Here is a 19,152-nt window from a genome sequence, read left to right on the forward strand (position 1 = left end):
AATTTTTGTTGACGAAACAAAGTATCTATATTATGATACGATACGTAATTGAAAATAATAATCAGTTGCAGGGAGGATACATAATTATGAAAAAAACATATTTTGCATTCATGTTTGTGTTAGCAAGTATTTTATTATTGGCAGCCTGCGGAACAGATGAAGACACAGCTGCGTCTTCTGATTCTAAAGATGATAAGGCAGAAAAAGAGTTTGAAAGTTACACGGTAGAGCACGCAATGGGGGAAACAACCATTGAGGAAGAACCGGAAAACGTCGTCATTTTAACAAATGAAGGGACTGAAGCTTTGCTCGCCCTTGGCAAAAAACCAGTTGGGGCCGTGGAATCTTGGACGGGCGACCCTTGGTATGATCACATCTCAGATCAAATGGAAGGGGTAGAAGTAGTTGGTGATGAATCCAATGTTAATATTGAAAAAGTGGCTTCGTTAAACCCTGATTTGATCATTGGAAATAAAATGCGCCAAGAAGATATTTATAATCAGTTAAATGAAATTGCGCCAACCGTGTTCTCTGAAACATTACGTGGGGAATGGCAAACGAACTTTAAACAATATGCTGAAGCATTAAATATGGAAGAAGAAGGAGAAGAATTACTTACTGAGTATGATGAGCGTCTTACCGATTTTGCTGAGAAAGCAGGAGAAGACACTCTCGATCAAAAAGTTTCCGTCATCCGTTTTATGCCTGACCATGTCCGAATTTATCATCAAGACTCTTTTTCAGGGGTCATTTTGGACGACATTGGTTTTGACCGTCCTGAAAACCAAAAGAGTGATGATTTTATAGAAAAAGCAACAAAAGAGAGCATTCCGGATATGGATGGAGATGTACTGTTTTACTTCTCGTATGAGACAGGGGACGGGGCAGCAACAGAACTTCAAGAAGAGTGGACCGAAGATTCATTGTTCCAAAACCTTGACGTTGTAAAAGAAGGAAATGCTCATCAAGTGAGTGATGCTATTTGGAATACAGCAGGTGGTTATCTTGCTGCTAATCTGATGGTAGACGATCTCGAACAATATTTCATAGAAGAATAAATAGGCACAGGAGATAAGTGTTAGACCCGGGGTATATGACTTCGGGTCTTTTTTAAAAGGTAAGAAATGATAAATATGTGGCGTTTTACATGTCTAGCTAAAGCGCCTACTCGCTCGAGATTGCTTCGGTTCGACAATGGAAAGAAAAGATCAGCTTTCCATATGCCGACCCTCCATGACTTATCGCTCGTGAGCAAGACGCTTGTACTTTTCTTGAACTGTTAAGAACGTTTCATTTAATTAAAAAAGTATGAGAAAAATTGCGGCTTCCACCATAGGACTTGGTGAGAAGCCACATTCAAAGACAACTTCTGGCATATTTTCCTATTTATTATAGTGAACGGTGACGTTTTAAGTATCAGCTAATTTTCTTCGGTTTTCTGATTGTGGAGGTTCTTCAAACCACCCTTTTTCGATTACAAGGTCAGCAGCGTTTTCTGCAAATGTTCCAAGTTCAGACAGAAGGCGTGCATATAAAAAACTAATATCATGTCGTGGGCTCGCTCCCATAGCAAGACCATAATTACTGATACCAGATGCAGTAAGAAACGATATCATAAATAACATCAATTTATCTGAAAACGGTGCTTCTTTTGACTTGGTTACACCCGAATCCCAAGGACCAGGGGTTGGTAAATGGTCTTCCATTAACTTTTGTGAAAATTGTTTTTTATGTTTTTCTGCTATCTTTTGTCCTTTCCAAATAAACTCTTTAATATCATTTGACTCAGCTGTTTGAGCAAAACCGATCATAAGCATATGTCCTAATATGTTTGTATCTAAATTGGTAAAAAGATGTGTGATCTCTTGAGCAGTTAAAGGTCTCCGTTTTGTCGTAAAACCAGCTAAAAAATTTTTTTTATGAACAAAACGTACTTTTTCAGGATAAGAAATATAAGGGGACCGGGTATATATACCTTTATTTTTTAATACTTCTAAAGATTTTTCATCAAGTATTGTTGTCGTCTCAGTACAATGCTTGTATAAAGAGCGTACGTCGTTTCGAGAAGCTAAGGAATATGCTAAGCAATAGGTTCCCAACCCTATTTTTGCCATGCTTTTCAGGAAATTGATTATAAAAATATCAGTAAATAGACGAGGAGCGTTTAAGTTTACATCTGTTTCAGTAAAACCTTGCGGGATGGGAAACTGCTCAGCATGAAATATGTCTGTAATAATTTTATTGTAATTTTTAGAGTAGTGCAGTCCATCTTTAATTACTGATTTAATTTCTTCATCTTCAGCTGTTTTTAAAAAGTATTTAAGTACGCATATAGACATGGTGTTGTTTAAATAAGAAGTCCATAAAGATGCTATTTCGGCAGATGTTAAGCGGGTATAGTGTGATGTGTCCATATTTCCTCCTGTAATGAAAATTGAATTTTTTTCTCCAGACTCCCCTCTTGACCTTGATTTCCTGTCCTTTCATTCACTTATTGGCTTTATTTTTTGAAGAGGTGAATAAAATTATTCTGCTTATTGCTCACCAATAGGTTTTTGTCCCTAAATTTTCTTTACGCCGTCTTTGTGAATTTCTTCTTTTTCATAAACCGACGGGTTACGTTCGATTAAAATAATTGCAGAACGAGAGTAAGGATTGCTGTGAAATGAACCTCTGCTTTTTGAATGTCTCCTTAAACAAATAAACTCCTAATACAAAAGCAATACAAGAACGAGAGAAGCAGATATGTCTTGATATTTCTATGTTTGCAAGTAGAACAAAAAGGAAAAAGACTTTCAAAAGATGTGCAACAAATAACGGGAGGCATATGGATGAAAGGAGCATGGACAAGTACCTGGGTTTTGTTGTTAATCATCCTGACTTCTGGCTGTCGAATGGACGTTTTGGACTCGGCTGGCGGCGTGGCCGAAGAACAAAGCCATTTAATCGTTTTTAGTTTAGCGGTTATGATGATAGTTCTTGTGACCGTGTTTATTCTGTTTGCAAAGTTTATATGGACGTACCGGGAACATTCAAAAGCAGACAGGTCTGATCATACGCTTCGAAATGACAATAAAAAACTCGAAATAACGTGGACGATTTTGCCGGTGATTGTACTCGGAGTATTAGCTGTGCCGATGTTAATGCAAACATATGATTTAGAAACAAAAGCGGATCGTGATGCTTTCCGGGTAAACGTAACTGGTCATCAATATTGGTGGCAATTTGATTATCCGGATCAAAACATACGAACGTCACAGGAGCTGCATCTGCCTGCAAATGAGGACGTTGTAATTGAACTTAAATCATCTGATGTCATTCATTCCTTTTGGATTCCGCAGCTGGGAGGAAAAAAAGATGCCATCCCGGGCGAAACAAATGAATTGTATTTAGAAACAGGCGATCCTGGAGTGTACGACGGAAAATGCGCGGAGCTCTGCGGTGCAGCTCATACGGATATGCGCTTTCAAGTTGTAGTAGAAGAAGAAGAGGATTTTGAAGCATGGAGTGAAGCGGTAGGGCAGGATATAACACCAGAAAAAACAGAGCCGGAGGAAGAAGGAGCGGTAGATGAAGGGGAACGTGTTTTTCAAGAAAATTGCCTGGCCTGTCATGCTGTTGATGGTGCTGATAAAGACAATGACAGAGGGCCTAATTTAGCTTTATACGGGGAACAAGAAAAAATTTCAGGTATGATGGCGAATAATAAAGAGAATGTAAAAGCCTGGCTTCGTGATCCCGAGTCGTTTAAACCTTCAACGGAAATGCCAGCCTATGACAATTTAACCGAAGAAGAAATGGATGCATTGGTAGATTATTTGCACAGTATTAAAGGAAACAAAGTAGAAGAAGGCAGGGATTGATATGAATTCTATCCCCTTTTTTAATACAGAAATTGATTTAGTGTCGGACGTGATTTTTGGACATGTTAGCGCGCTGCTATTAGGAGCAGCAGCGATTTTTTTCCTCTCCTATAAAAAGAAGTGGGGAATCCTTTGGGATTGGATGCGAACAACGGATCACTTAAAAATCGGGATGATGTATTTGGCAGCTTCTTTCGTTTTTTTCTTAAGAGGCGGGCTTGATGCTATGTTTGTCCGTCTTCAGCTCGCATTTCCGAATGCCGAGTTTTGGGTATTTCAAGGGGAAAAATATAACCAAATGATGACTACCCACGGGACGACAATGATCTTTTTTGTGGCTACCCCTTTATTAATCGGTTTAATGAATGTGGCGGTGCCACTGCAAATCGGGGCAAGGGATCTTGCTTTTCCTTTTTTAAATTCCTTAAGTTTTTGGCTGTTTATTTGCGGCGGCGCGCTTATTAATATCAGCTACTTATTAGGAGGTTCGCCGGAAGCAGCCTGGACATCATATTCGCCATTAGCTATAGGCGGGTATTCGAACAATACCGGGAACAACTTTTATGCGCTGGGACTTCAGGTTGCCGGTATCGGTACGATTATGACAGCTATCAATTTTATCGTCACGATTGTGAAAAGGAGAGCTCCCGGTATGACCTATATGAGAATGCCTTTATTTACGTGGGGGAGCCTTGTTGCCGTTATATTAATATTGCTCGCTTTTCCGGCGCTTGGGGCCGCTGTTTTACTTTTAATGTTTGATAATATATTTGCGACTGAGTTTTTTGCAGGAGGAAGCGGAAACCCGCTTTTATGGCAGCATTTGTTTTGGATTTTTGGCCACCCGGAAGTATATATTATTGTTCTGCCAGTGTTTGGGCTGTTTTCAGATATCATAAGTACATTTTCTAAAAAACCCGTGTTTGGTTATTTGTCGATGGTTATTGCGTTAGCCCTGATTACATTTCTTAGTTTCATGGTATGGGTGCATCATATGTTTACCGTCGGCTACGGTGCGACTGTCAATGCGATTTTTGCCATCTCAACCATGCTAATTGCTGTTCCTACCGGTATTAAAGTGTTTAATTGGTTGTTTACCATGCGGGGAGGCCGAATACGTTTTCCCACAGCGATGCTGTTTTCGGTTGGCTTTATTCCTACGTTTGTGATTGGCGGAGTAACGGGAGTGATGGTAGCTATGGTAGCAGCTGACTACCAGTATCATGACAGCTACTTTGTTGTCGGCCATTTTCACTATGTAATGGTTGGAGGCACCATTATGGGAGCTTTTGCTGGTATTTATTATTGGATGCCGAAAATGTTTGGTTTTCTATTAAATGAGAAGCTTGGAAATATTCATTTTTGGACCTTTTTAATCGGCTTTCATCTTACTTTTTTCCCGATGCATTTTATGGGACTAAACGGGATGCCGCGCCGAGTCTATACGTATCTCCCCGAAGATGGGTTGTTCGGCTTAAATTTTGTAAGTACAATCGGCGCATTCATCATGGCAGCGAGTGTGCTGTTATTTTTATATAACATCTGGTACAGCTATAACACACAGCCAAATGAAGCAGGAGGAGATCCGTGGAACGGCCGTACATTAGAGTGGACGATTGCTTCGCCTGCGCCTTCTGATAGGTGGAAAAGACTACCGGTTATTAATCATAGAGAACCTCTTTGGGAATCCAAAAAAGCAGGCAAGACAGCTTTAGAATATGCAGAACACGAGGAGCGTCATGTAGAAGAACATGCGAGCAGTCTGCCCGTTATCATCAGTGCAGCCCTGTTCATTGCAGCATTCGGCTTTGTGTTTGAAGTGTTCTCCATCGCAATAGCTGGCTTAGCAATAACGTTTGGCATCATGATTTATCGTTCACTTACGTTTGACAAAAATGTCGAATGGTCTGGAGAGGATTCGGAAGACGGTCAAGGCAAAGGGGGGAGTATACATGGCTGAACAAAAAAGTGCATCACAAATAAAATCGTGGACAGAGCCTGATGACAGGCTGGGCATGTGGCTGTTTATCGCAGCGGAGTCGGTCGTGTTTCTTTGTTTAATTGCCACCTTTCTTGTCTCAAGCAAAAGTACATTGAATGGCCCGGATGCTGCAGAACTATTAGAGCTTCCTCCAATTTTGATTCCAAGCTTTCTGTTGTTATCAAGCAGTTGGACGTTTCATTTAGCAGAAAAGAGGATGGAACATAGAAACATAAGCAACACGATGCTCTGGCTTAGTATAACGCTCAGCTTTGCTCTCGTCTTTCTTGGGTTTGAGATCTATGAGTTTTTTGAATATGCCAAAGAAGGGTACACCCTTTCTGAATCTCCCTTTCTTGCTTCTTTCTATGTGCTTGTTGGCACGCATGGAGCCCACGTTCTGTTTGGTTCGGTCTGGATGGGGCTTTTACTTTGGCACCTTTATACAAAACGAACAATATGGACGAATTGGAAGCGTATAAGAGCATTCGGGTTGTATTGGCATTTTGTCGATGTGGTGTGGGTATTTATTTTTACGCTCGTTTATATTTTGGGGTCCCAGGGAGTTTATTAAAAAGAAGAGGAAGCTGACCGAATGATAGATCAGCTTCCTTCTTTTCTATTTTAGAAAGGTAAGAAATTATAAATATGCGGTGTTTTACATGTCTAGCGCAAGCGCCTACTCGCTCGAGATTCCTTCGGTTCGTCAATGGAAAGCAAAGATCAGCTTTCCATATGCCGCCCCTCCAGGACTTGTCGCTCGTTAGCAAGGCAATTGCGCTTTTCTTAAAAATTTTTCCCTGATAGGAAAAGATAAAATTTAGCTTGGATGAATCATCGCCGTTGTCAAAATGATGAGGAAATCAGTAGGAAATCAGTATAAGGGAAACTAGGCAATCGCCTTTGCCTAAAGGGGTGGCGCTAACCAAGTTTTAACTAATCAGGGCGTTTATGCTTTTGTTCTGCAGAGCTGTGCGCTTCATCTTTTATATCGTTCATTTTTGATTGCAGTTTTTCATATTTGACATGGCCAAGTTCGCGAAATTTTTCTTTTCTGCCGCGGTAGGCAGCGACCATTTTCGTTGGGTAATTAATAAAAAGACTAATGCGGTTAGCTACTTTATGGCGAAGGGAGGAACCTTTCATTGGCGCGCTGAACAATGTTCCAATAAAAGCGATGAAAAAGCCAGCTCCAGCACTTCGAATGAATGTTTGTTTGCTGTTGTTTTTACGGTTCATCCGTTTATTTGTCATTACGGGTTTCGCTTCCTTCTTTGATTTCTTTTAAGGCTTTGCGCTTTTGGGTAAGGTAGTATATGAGCGCCGCGGCCCCGTATAGTCCTCCAAGATCTTTCTTCTGAGATGCTTCTTTCCCTTCTTCGGTATTTTTTTTCCATGAGACGGTAATGTCCGCTAATGAGGAAGAAAGTTTTCTTGAAGCTTCTCCAGCATCCCCAAGAATATGAAACAAAGGATTCAACGCACGCATTTTTTCATTTAAATCCAATAGGGTTTCATTGCTGTTATGAATAACAACCCCTGATTCTTTCATGACTTCATCTAATTGATCCGGCAGTTTTTCTACCGTTTTGTCGATTCCGTTTAAAACACTGCTCAAGTTATTTAATGCTCTTATTAGAAAAATAACGAGCACTGCGAAGGCAATTGCGACAATAAGTAAGCTGATTCCTAGTAGATCCATTCCTTCTACCTCCAATTATTATGTGTAAAATAATCATCTATAAAAAAACTTCGACATTTTTTCCTTAATTCCTCTCGCTTTCTACAATATCTAAAAGGCTTGCGATATAGTCACCTATAAACGGCATTGTTTCAAATTGAGCCAGTATAAAAAATAATAACGCAATAATAAGGGCGGTGCCAACTGTTAACCCTACTCCGCGGGCAGCTCCGGCGATCAAATTTGTTTTTATTACTTCTGAACGTTTCGTGTAATGATAGGCCATATCTCTCATCCGGGATTTCGTAGTAATGTCATCAAGCTGTACTACAAGCTTTTCTAGTTTTTTTACGTCTTCATGGTTAGTTGGGCGCCTTTTTTTCTCAAGCCGGTAGTTTTTATTATCCTTTCGTACTTCCACGCTATTCCCCCCTGTTCTCGCCTGTTTCATTATGTTTTACCCTGCTGTTCATTTCTTTAAACAGTTGCAGGGGAACTTGAGAACGTGTGCTTCTCCTATGTTAGCAAGGTTTTAGCAAAGTTAAACGGCTTGGCGCCGGGAAGTATGGCGGAAAACGCGAGTACTACCCATTACTCGCCGTTGCGGACTGGGCGAGCTCTGTTACGTGCCATGTCGCAGATGTCAGCGGATTTTCGGGATTATAAAGAAAGATGGTGATTGAATTGCTTTCATATGGCTGCGATTAGGTTCCAATATATACCAATACTGACCAAAAACACTGATTTACTCGCCATACCTAGCCAAATACTCGCCGTTAACGTCGTTTTACTCGCCAATGCGGATCGGGAGAATTCTGTTACGTGCCATGTGGCAGATGTCACCTGGTTTTGACGGTTATACAGAAAGATAGTGATTGAATTGTGATCATATGGCCGTGGTTAATTCCATTATATTCCAATACTATCCAAAAATACTGATATATTCGCCGTTAACGCCGATTTGCTCGCCATTGCGGATCGAACGGCATTCTGTTACGTGTATAGGCACAGAAAATCCATTTCTGAAAAACGGATAATCCCAGTCTGTCAGAAATATGGGTATTTTACCATTGCAGTTAATTTTCTTGATTTTCCAATTGCATCCGAATATGCGGATTACTCGCCGTTTTCAGGCAAAGACTCGCCATTGTAAGCGTAGTTTGCATATGCTTTGATCCTTTAACAAAGGTAAAACTTCCTAAGTACAAAAAAGCTGTTCCCTGTCTTTTGGGAACAGCCCTCGGATCAATGATTGGTTAAATACTCATAGGCATTACGCATCATTGGTTCATTTTGTACGTACGTATCAAATAATAATTTAAGTGCGACAGATTCATCTCCGCAAGTTTCGATTGCCTCCATATAAGAAGCATGAAGAAAGCGGTCATGTTCAAGCATTTGTTTCATTCTTTCCTGTTGAAAATCCATGCTCTCTCACCTCTAACGAAAGCGGTTGATTATTTATAACCATAGTATGCTGTGTATTAATGGGAGGTTTTCCGCTTTTATAATGGTTACACATTAACTTCTTGAAAGATTTGGTTGTAAGCAGCAGCAGAGTCTACATCTTTTTTTGTGATCCCGCCTTCATCCAGTGTTGAAAGCCTCACAGTGATGGAAGTGTGATCAATGATGATATTAGGGTGATGCTGCACGTTTTCGGCATGATGAGCTATTTTTTCAACAAATGAAATGCCGGTAAGAAATTGCTGAAACGAGAAATTTCGCTCGATTGTTTTGGCATCTGCCCTATTCCATTCATTTAGATCACTTAATTTTTTTTCAATTTCTTCGTTGTTTAACGTACTCATTTTCACCATCCCAACCTAATGCTGATACATCATTTTTACCACTTTCAGCATGTTTTTAAACGTTGCAATTTTTTATTTTAGTTTGAAAAAGGGTATGACTAGAGGGAGAGAAAGGAGACGAGAGAATGACAAATAAACGACATGGCTCAGCTTACACAGAGTACGGTGTGCTAAAGGAAGTATTAATGTGCTCTCCAGAGGAAATGCGTATTAAAAAACCGATAAATGAAGTACAAAAGTCTTACGAAGATGAAAATATCGACCAAGAAAAAGCGATAAAAGAACATCAATTTTTAATAGAAACATTAAAAAACCACGGGGTTACCGTTCAGCTTATTCCTGCTCTATCAAAGCTGCCAGAGCAGGTATTTACAAGAGATCTCGGCTTTGCCACAGAAAGAGGCATTATTACTGGTAAAATGGAGACAGATATTAGGGAGCCGGAAATAAAAGAATTTAAAAATTGGCTCAAGGCCCATCATTGGGACTATTTTTCAATAGATGAGGGGTCTATTGAGGGCGGGGATGTGTTAATTGACGAAGATGTGATCTATGTAGGGGATAGCAGCCGTACGAGTGAACAAGCAGTAAAACGGTTAGAAGAACTGTTTCCTGCGAAAAAAATTATAACGATTCCTTTTGATAAGAAATATCTTCACTTAGATTGTATTTTTAACATTCTTTCTCCAGGAACGGCACTGCTTTATCCCGACGCCCTCTCTAATGATATTGTCCGCGATATATGCATGCGTTACCGTACGATTACGGTGACAGAAGAGGAGCAATTTAGACTAGGCACAAATGTACTTTCAATAGGCAATGAAACTGTGATCAGTCTTCCGGAAAATAAAAAAGTGAATGAAGATATGAAAGAGATGGGGTTTGAGGTGCTTGAAATCCCTTTTTCAGAAATCATTAAATCCGGCGGTTCTTTTCGCTGTGTAACAATGCCGCTTATCAAAGGAAAATGATAAATATTTCATGAAATAATTGAAGCCTGGCTCTGCCAGGTTTTTTAATATTTTTCGTCCCGAAGGCTGGATGTGGGAGAGTCAGCTAAATTTTTTCTTGTGTTCCATGATAAAAATTTTTAAACTATAGAAGAAAGAAACGTTTTCTAATTATATTTGACAGATTATAATTTTTTTTTTACAATCTAAATACAGACTGACTGGTCGGTCTCGAGTGTTATAGTATGTAATCGCTTACCTTGAAAACAATAAGAAGACGAAGCAAAAACAGAGAGAAGGTGCATGTGATGTTTAAGAGAATATTAATAGCCAACCGTGGTGAAATTGCTGTACGTATCATCCGTGCCTGCCGCGAGCTTGGTATCGAAACAGTAGCTGTACATTCTGAAGCAGACCGAGAAGCCCTGCATGTTCTTATGGCTGATGAAGCATATTGTGTAGGACCTAACTCTTCTGCAGAAAGTTATTTAAAAAAAACGAATCTAATTTCGACCGCCCTTAAAACAGGGGCAGATGCAGTGCACCCGGGATATGGGTTTCTTGCAGAAAACGCTGAGTTTGCAGAAATTTGTGCTGATCACGACCTAGTATTTATTGGACCATCCCCAGAAGCAATCAGCAAAATGGGGGCAAAAGCAGTGGCTCGTGATACGATGGAAGCAGCAGGAGTGCCAATCGTTCCTGGTACGGATGGAATTATTGAAAACGAAGAAGAAGCTGTAAAAACAGCAGAAGACATCGGCTATCCGGTAATTGTAAAAGCAACAGCCGGCGGCGGCGGAAAAGGGATGAGAGTTGCTGAAGACCCAGAAGATTTGAAAAAAGCGATAAATATGGCTCAGCAAGAAGCAGCCACCGCTTTTGGGGATAGCGGTGTATATATGGAAAAATTTGTAGAAGAACCTCGTCATGTAGAAATTCAAATCATGGCAGATTCTCACGGAAATGTTATTCATTTTGGAGAAAGAGATTGTTCCATTCAGCGAAGACACCAAAAGCTGGTGGAGGAAGCACCATCCCCTGCTCTCGATGAAGAAACAAGACAAAAAATGGGAGAAGCAGCTATTAAAGCCGCAAGAGCAGTGGATTATTGCGGAGCAGGCACGGTGGAATTTCTGCTTGATAAACATAAAAAGTTTTACTTTATGGAGATGAATACTCGAATTCAAGTAGAGCATCCCGTAACCGAAGAAGTAACTGGTATAGATTTAATTAAAGAACAAATCCGTGCCGCTGCAGGAGAAAAATTATCAGTTGAACAAGAGAACATTCAAATTGACGGCTGGGCCATTGAATGCAGAATAAATGCAGAAAATCCTGCCAAAAACTTTATGCCGTCTCCAGGGAAAATTGATATGTATCTTCCGCCAGGCGGTTTGGGTGTACGCATAGACAGCGCTGTCTATCCGGGATATTCTATTACGCCGTTCTATGATTCGATGGTTGCTAAACTAATTGTGAGAGGAAAAACAAGAGATGAAGCGATTTCCCGGATGAAAAGAGCGTTATCAGAATTTGTGGTAGAAGGCGTGGATACAACGATTCCGTTCCATTTAAAATTAATGGATCATCCTTCTTTCAAAGAAGGAGATTTTAACACGAAATTTCTTGAGCAGCACCAAATTATGGATTAAGACCGAAAGCAGGTGATAAGAATGCCGGCGAAATCCACGAAACAAAGGATTACAGAGGCTGCTCTTCAACTTTTTGAAGAAAATGGCTTTCATGCGGTAACCGTGGATAAAATAGTAAAAGAAAGCAATACATCTAAAGGCGGGTTTTATCACAATTTTAAATCGAAAGATGAGCTTCTTTACACCATCCATGACTCGTTTATTACATATGTCATTGATAAAGCAGCAGAAGCTCATGCCAGCTATCATACACCGGCGGAAAAACTTTATGAAACCGTGCGTTCTTTCGTGAAAATGTTTGAAGTATACCGGGCTCACGTCACTGTTTTTTATCAAGAAAGTTTGTATTTATCACCAGACTATTTTGATAGTATTAAAAAAAAGCGTGACATCTACAAAGATATGATGTTTTCTGTTGTAAAAGAAGGCAAAGAACGAGGAGAATTCAGAGACGAACTGCCTGTCCCGATCACATCGATGGCCATCTTCGGTATGATTAACTGGACGTACAAATGGTACAAAGCCGACGGACAATATTCGGTAAAAGAAATAGCAGACATTTATGCAGATTTGATCATGCAGTCGCTTCTAACCGAACAAGCAAGAAAAGAACCTGCTTATCAACGTTTCTTTTTACGAACTAATCGTGTAATGTAATTATTTTATTTTTAATCCTCAATAAGGGAGTGTAGGAAAACATGTATAAAGTTAACGAAATTAAAGAATTGATTCGGGCACTAGACAAATCCAGCATAGGAGAGCTTGAAATCCGCGGAGAGAACAAAGAAAAGATTACAATCAGAAAAGAAGGAGCGGTGCAGACAGCAGCTGTTGAAACTATTCAAACACCACAACCGCAAGCAGTTCCTAGTGTTCCACAGCCGGAAGCACCAGCACCAGCTGCACCTAAAGAAGAATCACAAGCAAAAGCGCCAGAACAAACAGAAACACCAGCAGCTAAAGATGATTCTCTAGAAGAAATAACTTCTCCAATGGTCGGTACCTTCTACCGTTCTCCATCTCCAGATGCTGATCCGTACGTAAAAGAAGGAGACAAAGTAGGCGAAGAATCAGTTGTGTGCATAGTAGAAGCAATGAAATTGATGAATGAACTTGAAGCAGAAATTTCTGGAGAAATTGTAGAAATTCTCGTTGAAAATGGGGAGCTTGTTGAATACGGCCAGCCGCTGTTCCTAGTAAAAACAGCTTAACTATACACATGTCAGGGGCATCTTTTTAAAAGATACCCCTTTTATGCCAAAAACGTTGAAAGCGTTTCAATACAAAAGTGACAAGTACATAGAAAGGGAGGCTGTTTTCAATGAGTGATATGTTTGACCGGATTGATGAAATGGAACGAAAAAAAGAAAAAGTCAAACTAGGCGGCGGGGAAGACCGAATTGATGCACAGCATGACCGGGGAAAGCTGACCGCACGAGAGAGAATTGATCTTCTAGTAGACGAAGGAAGCTTTGTCGAACTAAATCCGTTTATCGAAAACCGCGGGATGGATTATGGAAAAGCGGAAGCACCAGGAGAAGGTGTAGTTACTGGATATGCGAAAGTATATGGAAAATTAATCTTTCTGTTTGCGCAGGACTTTACCGTATACGGCGGGGCGCTAGGAGAAATGCACGCCTTAAAAATTGCAAAAATGATGGATCTTGCTGCAGAAAATGGAGCGCCGATTATCGGGTTAAATGATTCTGGCGGGGCTCGTATTCAAGAAGGTGTCCTGTCTTTAGACGGTTACGGCCATGTTTTTTACCGCAATTCTATCTACTCAGGCGTCGTTCCGCAAATCTCTGTTATTATGGGACCGTGCGCAGGAGGAGCTGTCTATTCACCGGCGATTACGGACTTTGTCTTTATGGTAGAAAAAACAAGCCAAATGTTTATAACCGGCCCAAAAGTAATTGAGAGTGTAACGGGGGCAAAAATTAACTCTGAAGATTTAGGAGGGGCTAAGGTACATTCGAGTAAAAGCGGGAATGCTCATTTCACCGCTTCCACAGAAGAAGAAGTGCTGCAGGACGTACGCCGGCTGATTCAATATCTTCCTTCTAATCATCAAGAAAAAGCACCGGCTCAACCGCCTAAACAAGCAGTGGATCTAGAAGAACGAGTGGAAGAACTGCTCGATATCGTACCGGTGGACAGCACAAAAGTATATGACGTAAGAAAAGTAATTAAGCTGCTCTTAGATGACGAGTATTTTATGGAAGTACAGCCCGGATTTGCTAAAAATATTGTTGTAGGTTTTGGAAGAATAAATGGAGAAACTGTCGGAATTGTTGCCAATAATCCAAAAATGATGGCGGGCGGCCTTGATATCGATTCCTCTGATAAGTGTTCGCGTTTTATCCGCTTCTGTGATTGTTTTAATATTCCGCTTATTACTTTTGAAGACGTCAGCGGATTTATTCCAGGTGTTCAACAGGAACACGGCGGCATTATCCGTCACGGGGCAAAAATTTTATACGCCTATTCCGAAGCAACAGTTCCCAAAATTACGGTGATTTTAAGAAAAGCCTTTGGCGGGGCTTATGTGGCACTAAACAGCAAAGCAATTGGAGCAGACATGGTATTTGCCTGGCCTAACGCTGAAATAGCTGTTATGGGGCCGGAAGGGGCTGCCAATATTATTTTTGCCAAAGAAATAAAAGAAAGTCCTGATCCTGAAAAAACGCGTCAAGATAAAATCCAGGAATACCGTGAAAGATTTGCCAATCCGTATATTGCAGCCGGCAATGGCATGGTAGATGATGTAATCGACCCGCGCGATACGAGAAAATCGCTTGCCAGCGCGCTTGAAATGCTGCAAAACAAAAAGAAACAAAATCCGCAGAAAAAACACGGAAATATTCCTTTGTAAAAAGAGGGGGAAACAAGCATGGATGAAACACTCCGCTCGGTGTTGAGAAATATTTGTGATTTTCCAGTTCCTGACGAAAAAGCCTGGTACGAAGCAGCACAAGCTTCCTTAAAAGGAAAATCAGTAGAAAAGCTCCTCTATACGAAAACAGATGAAGGAATTACATTAAAACCGCTTTATAGAGAAGAAGATAGAGAGAATCTCCCTTATGCTGACACGCTGCCTGGTCAGCCGCCTCACATAAGAGGTATCCATGCAGCTTCTGAAGGCTCCCTACCATGGGAAGTTGCCCAAGCCGTGTGGGAACGTACACCTGAAGCGGCCAGCCAGGAAATAAAAGAAGGACTGCAAAAAGGACAGCATGCAGTGAATTTGGGCTGGAATGCAGGGGTAAAAGAAGGAAGAGAGATGGAGGGCGATGAGATAAGTGATACAGGCATCCTTGTTTCAGATGCAGAGGATATGCTTACGCTTTTCCAAAGTGTTGATTTAGAAAACACGCCCATTTATTTTGAAACAGGTGCCGATCCGCTTCCGCTTTTTTCCCTATGGGCTGCTGCGCTTCAGAAAGCTGGCGTTTCTTCCCCGGCTTCAGGCAGCGCTGCATCCGATCCGCTTGGCAGCTGGGTAAAGGCAGGGAAGCTTCCGGCACCGCTAAGTACATGCTATGATCACGCAGCAGAAATTATAAAATGGTGTGAAAACAGGAGCATCCACGTAAAAACAGTGCTTATTTCAAGTGAACCATACCATAACAGCGGAGCTAGTGCCGTTGAGGAGCTTGCTTATACAATGGCTGCTGCTGTTTCATATATAAAAGCACTTAATGATAGAGGTATTTCACCGGAAAAGAGTGTATCCTATTTCCAATTTCGTTTTCCAGCTGGTTCAAACTTTTTTATGGAGATCGCTAAGTTTCGAGCAGCCCGTGGCCTTTGGTCTAATATTCAAAGTGCATTTGGAATCGGTGAAGAAAAACGAAGCATGTCTCTGCAAGGGACCACCTCTAAAAGAACAAAGACCGTAAATGATCCTTATGTCAACATGCTCCGTGCGACAACCGAAGCGTTTTCGGCAGTGGCCGGAGGAGCTGACTGTTTAGAAGTAACCCCATTTGATGCGGCTTTTCAGCGTCCGTCTTCTTTTGCCAAACGAATTGCCCGCAACACCCAGATTATTATACAAGAGGAGGCCTATCTTGGACGCATAATGGACCCTGCAGGCGGTTCGTACTATGTAGAGAAATTAACCCATGAACTAGCAGAAAAAGCTTGGTCTTTGTTTCAAGAGATCGAAGCAAGCGGGGGCTTAGCACAAAGCCTGCTAGATGGAAAAGTACAAGAACGTGTCGCTAAAGGACGCAAGCAAAAAGAAGAACAAGTACAGAAACAGCGTAAAGTATATGTTGGCGTTAACAAATACCCGGATATCAATGAAAAAGCTGTATCGGTAAAGCCTGAAGATGACGAAAAACAAGTATCATCCTTTTTAGAAAACAATCAATCTAAAAAAAGAAACAGAGCTGGGTTAGAATGGAAGAAAGGAGAAAAAAGCATCCTAGAAGAAGCGATAGACGCTGCCGCAAAGGGCGCTTTGATCTCTGAGCTGGCTCAACATTACAGCAGCCAAAACAGTTTTATTACACCTTTGCCGCCTGTACGAGAAGCAGAAACATTTGAAAACCTTCGTCAATCAGCTGCAACTTATGAAAAAAAAACGAACAAACCTCTGTCCGCTTTACTGGTTACATTAGGTCCGTTTGCTGACCATAAAGCACGAGCAGACTTTTCAACAGGGTTTTTGCAAACGGGCGGTTTCCATGTAAAACAGACAGAAGGAACAGAGGATGCCGAACAAGCGAGCGCGGCTGCTATATCAAGAGAGGAATCCATTGTTGTTTTATGCGGGCAGGACGGAGCATATGAAGCACTCGCTGCTGGGATTATTGAATCGATAAAAGAGAAAACACCGGAAAAAATAGTGCTATTAGCTGGGAAATTATCAGAAGATCAAGAAAATATTCTTTCTGATAAAGGATTGGACGGCACGATTCATCGTCATTCCAACGTCTATAAAACATTAAGCTGGCTGCAGCAGCGTGCGAAAGGAGCGTCTGTTCAATGACAACTCCGGATTTTACAAAAATAGATTACAACGACGTGCTTGCTTCTCATGATTTTTCAAAATGGGAGGAAGAAGCACGAGCAAAAACGGGAAAAAATGCCGAAGACCTGGCTTCTCCAACCGTAGAAAATATAGCGTTGAAGCCGCTTTATACAAAAAAGGACACAAAAGACCTCCCGCATACAAACTATGTCTCTGGCATTGCGCCCTTTTTACGAGGACCTTATCCTGCCATGTATAAAACAAGGCCTTGGACAGTGCGGCAGTATGCAGGTTACTCAACTGCAGAAGAATCTAACGCATTTTACCGCCGTAATCTAGCCGCCGGTCAAAAAGGGCTCTCTATCGCTTTTGACCTTGCAACGCACCGCGGGTATGATTCAGATCATCCCCGTGTTGTCGGAGATGTCGGGAAGGCCGGCGTTGCTGTCGATTCTATTCTTGATATGAAAGTGCTGTTTGACGGTATTCCGCTCGATCAAATGTCTGTATCCATGACGATGAACGGTGCCGTATTGCCGGTGATGGCATTTTATATTGTTGCAGCAGAAGAGCAAGGAGTAAAACAAGAACAGCTGACCGGCACGATTCAAAATGATATTCTAAAAGAATACATGGTTCGGAATACGTATATTTACCCGCCGGAAATGTCGATGCGCATTATAGCTGACATTTTTGCTTATACGTCAGAAAACATGCCGAAATTTAACAGCATTTCGATTTCTGGTTATCATATGCAAGAAGCTGGGGCTACTGCTGACCTTGAGCTTGGCTATACGCTTGCAGATGGATTGGAATACGTTCGCACAGGTTTGAAGGCAGGCCTTGACATTGATCAGTTTGCGCCTAGACTTTCGTTTTTCTGGGCAATTGGAATGAATCACTTTATGGAAATAGCGAAAATGCGGGCAGCCAGGCTGCTGTGGGCCCGCTTAATGAAACCTTTTAACCCGAAAAATGCAAAGTCGATGGCCCTGCGTACACACTCTCAAACCTCGGGCTGGAGTTTAACGGAGCAAGATCCATATAATAACGTTATAAGAACGTGTCTCGAGGCAATGGCTGCAGCTATGGGGCATACCCAATCGCTTCATACCAATGCACTTGATGAAGCAATTGCTCTGCCTACCGATTTTTCAGCGAGGATTGCAAGAAACACCCAGCTTTACCTTCAGGAAGAAACAGGGATTACAAACGTAGTAGACCCATGGGGCGGCTCATATTACGTGGAAACGTTGACGGCAGAGCTTGTAAAAAAAGCCTGGGAGCATATTGAAGAAATTGATGAAGCTGGCGGTATGACAAAAGCGATCGAAACGGGTCTTCCTAAAATGAGAATCGAAGAAGCAGCTGCCCGCCGCCAGGCTCATATTGACTCTGGCAGGGAAACGGTTGTTGGTATTAATAAATATCGATTAGAAAAAGAAGACCCGCTTGATATTTTAGATATTGATAATTCAGCTGTACGCCAATCGCAAATGGAACGTTTGAAGAAGCTGCGTGCTGAACGGAATGAAGAAAAAGTAAAAGAAACGTTACACGCACTGACGAAAGCCGCAGAAGATGGCAAAGAAAATTTATTAAAACTGGCTGTAGATGCTGCCAGAGCAAGAGCAAGCCTTGGAGAAATTTCAGATGCGATTGAAAAAGTATCTGGAAGACATCAGGCTGTGACACGCTCGATCAGCGGAGTGTACAGTGCGGAATTTGGAGAGGAAGAATTAATGGACGATGTAAGACAGTTAACCGATGAATTCGCCGAAGCAGAAGGCAGACGACCACGTATTATGATCGCTAAAATGGGTCAGGACGGTCATGACCGCGGCGCGAAAGTGATTTCAACTGCTTTTGCTGATCTTGGCTTTGACGTAGACATCGGTCCGCTTTTCCAAACGCCGGAAGAAGCTGCAATCCAAGCGGTCGAAAATGATGTTCATATTCTCGGGATGAGTTCGCTAGCAGCCGGACATAAAACATTGCTTCCTCAAGTTGTAGAAGAGTTGAAAAAGCTGGGAAGAGAAGATATTGTCGTCGTTATTGGCGGTGTGATTCCGGCGCAGGACTATGAAGAATTAAAAGAAAAAGGAGCAGCTGCCATTTTTGGGCCGGGTACGGTAATTCCCACCGCAGCCAAACAAGTAATGGAAGAAGTAAATAAACGTTTAGAAGAAGAGGAATAAATGGAAAGGGCCAGTGGGAAAGGAGGGCCCGT

General features: G+C 41.5%; 17 protein-coding genes. 11 read left to right on the forward strand and 6 right to left on the reverse strand.

What is annotated here, in order from left to right; translation table 11 throughout:
• Positions 1–86 precede the first annotated feature (86 nt).
• Positions 87–1,058 (forward strand): ABC transporter substrate-binding protein, encoded by a 972-nt coding sequence (locus tag FZF09_RS07750; protein WP_158736022.1) that lies wholly within the window; start codon positions 87–89, stop codon positions 1,056–1,058.
• 351 nt (positions 1,059–1,409) lie between these two features.
• Here the strand turns inward: FZF09_RS07750 and FZF09_RS07755 are convergent, their stop codons facing one another.
• Positions 1,410–2,414, reverse strand: coding sequence for a DUF3231 family protein (locus FZF09_RS07755; protein WP_158736023.1), 1,005 nt, complete (start codon positions 2,412–2,414; stop codon positions 1,410–1,412).
• Between the two features lie 417 nt (positions 2,415–2,831).
• Between FZF09_RS07755 and coxB the strand changes: the two genes are divergently transcribed.
• The 3 genes from coxB to FZF09_RS07770 are packed head-to-tail and all read left to right on the forward strand — an operon-like array spanning position 2,832 to position 6,418.
• Positions 2,832–3,863, forward strand: coding sequence for a cytochrome c oxidase subunit II (gene coxB, locus FZF09_RS07760; protein ID WP_158736024.1), 1,032 nt, complete (start codon positions 2,832–2,834; stop codon positions 3,861–3,863).
• Between the two features lies 1 nt (position 3,864).
• Positions 3,865–5,823 carry a cytochrome c oxidase subunit I gene (locus FZF09_RS07765; RefSeq protein ID WP_158736025.1) on the forward strand — a complete coding sequence of 653 codons (1,959 nt, stop codon included), beginning with the start codon at positions 3,865–3,867 and terminating at the stop codon, positions 5,821–5,823.
• Complete coding sequence (locus FZF09_RS07770) at positions 5,816–6,418, forward strand: cytochrome c oxidase subunit 3 (RefSeq protein WP_158736026.1); 603 nt, start codon at positions 5,816–5,818, stop codon at positions 6,416–6,418. Before FZF09_RS07765 ends, FZF09_RS07770 begins: the two co-directional genes overlap by 8 nt.
• Positions 6,419–6,780: 362 nt before the next feature.
• On the opposite strand, the gene FZF09_RS07775 is transcribed toward FZF09_RS07770, so the two are convergent.
• The 5 genes from FZF09_RS07775 to FZF09_RS07795 form a co-directional block, all read right to left on the reverse strand.
• Positions 6,781–7,098, reverse strand: coding sequence for a hypothetical protein (locus FZF09_RS07775; protein WP_158736027.1), 318 nt, complete (start codon positions 7,096–7,098; stop codon positions 6,781–6,783).
• Positions 7,088–7,546 carry a DUF948 domain-containing protein gene (locus FZF09_RS07780; RefSeq protein WP_158736028.1) on the reverse strand — a complete coding sequence of 153 codons (459 nt, stop codon included), beginning with the start codon at positions 7,544–7,546 and terminating at the stop codon, positions 7,088–7,090. Before FZF09_RS07780 ends, FZF09_RS07775 begins: the two co-directional genes overlap by 11 nt.
• 64 nt (positions 7,547–7,610) lie before the next feature.
• Positions 7,611–7,946, reverse strand: a complete 336-nt coding sequence (locus FZF09_RS07785) for a DUF5665 domain-containing protein (RefSeq protein WP_233269439.1) — start codon at positions 7,944–7,946, stop codon at positions 7,611–7,613.
• Positions 7,947–8,770: 824 nt separating this feature from the next.
• Positions 8,771–8,953: a hypothetical protein gene (locus FZF09_RS07790; protein WP_158736030.1), complete on the reverse strand. Its 183-nt coding sequence runs from the start codon at positions 8,951–8,953 to the stop codon at positions 8,771–8,773.
• 86 nt (positions 8,954–9,039) lie between these two features.
• Positions 9,040–9,336 carry a 4a-hydroxytetrahydrobiopterin dehydratase gene (locus FZF09_RS07795; protein ID WP_158736031.1) on the reverse strand — a complete coding sequence of 99 codons (297 nt, stop codon included), beginning with the start codon at positions 9,334–9,336 and terminating at the stop codon, positions 9,040–9,042.
• Between the two features lie 125 nt (positions 9,337–9,461).
• Between FZF09_RS07795 and FZF09_RS07800 the strand changes: the two genes are divergently transcribed.
• From FZF09_RS07800 to scpA, 7 genes are all read left to right on the forward strand, one after another.
• Positions 9,462–10,307, forward strand: a complete 846-nt coding sequence (locus FZF09_RS07800) for a dimethylarginine dimethylaminohydrolase family protein (RefSeq protein ID WP_158736032.1) — start codon at positions 9,462–9,464, stop codon at positions 10,305–10,307.
• Between the two features lie 287 nt (positions 10,308–10,594).
• Positions 10,595–11,941 (forward strand): acetyl-CoA carboxylase biotin carboxylase subunit, encoded by a 1,347-nt coding sequence (accC, locus tag FZF09_RS07805; RefSeq protein WP_158736033.1) that lies wholly within the window; start codon positions 10,595–10,597, stop codon positions 11,939–11,941.
• 21 nt (positions 11,942–11,962) lie between these two features.
• The gene (locus tag FZF09_RS07810; RefSeq protein ID WP_158736034.1) at positions 11,963–12,598 is read left to right on the forward strand and encodes a TetR/AcrR family transcriptional regulator; all 636 of its coding nucleotides are present in this window, start codon (positions 11,963–11,965) and stop codon (positions 12,596–12,598) included.
• Positions 12,599–12,639: 41 nt separating this feature from the next.
• Positions 12,640–13,152 (forward strand): acetyl-CoA carboxylase biotin carboxyl carrier protein, encoded by a 513-nt coding sequence (gene accB, locus FZF09_RS07815; RefSeq protein ID WP_158736035.1) that lies wholly within the window; start codon positions 12,640–12,642, stop codon positions 13,150–13,152.
• Between the two features lie 110 nt (positions 13,153–13,262).
• Positions 13,263–14,816, forward strand: a complete 1,554-nt coding sequence (locus FZF09_RS07820; protein ID WP_158736036.1) for an acyl-CoA carboxylase subunit beta — start codon at positions 13,263–13,265, stop codon at positions 14,814–14,816.
• A gap of 18 nt (positions 14,817–14,834) precedes the next feature.
• Positions 14,835–16,940 carry a methylmalonyl-CoA mutase family protein gene (locus FZF09_RS07825; RefSeq protein ID WP_158736037.1) on the forward strand — a complete coding sequence of 702 codons (2,106 nt, stop codon included), beginning with the start codon at positions 14,835–14,837 and terminating at the stop codon, positions 16,938–16,940.
• A complete protein-coding gene (scpA, locus tag FZF09_RS07830; RefSeq protein WP_158736038.1) occupies positions 16,937–19,120 on the forward strand; it encodes a methylmalonyl-CoA mutase in 2,184 nt (727 codons plus the stop codon). The genes FZF09_RS07825 and scpA overlap by 4 nt, the downstream gene beginning before the upstream one ends.
• Positions 19,121–19,152 lie beyond the last annotated feature (32 nt).

Origin of the sequence: Alteribacillus sp. YIM 98480, assembly GCF_009765375.1 — a bacterium.
GTDB lineage: Bacteria > Bacillota > Bacilli > Bacillales > Marinococcaceae > Alteribacillus.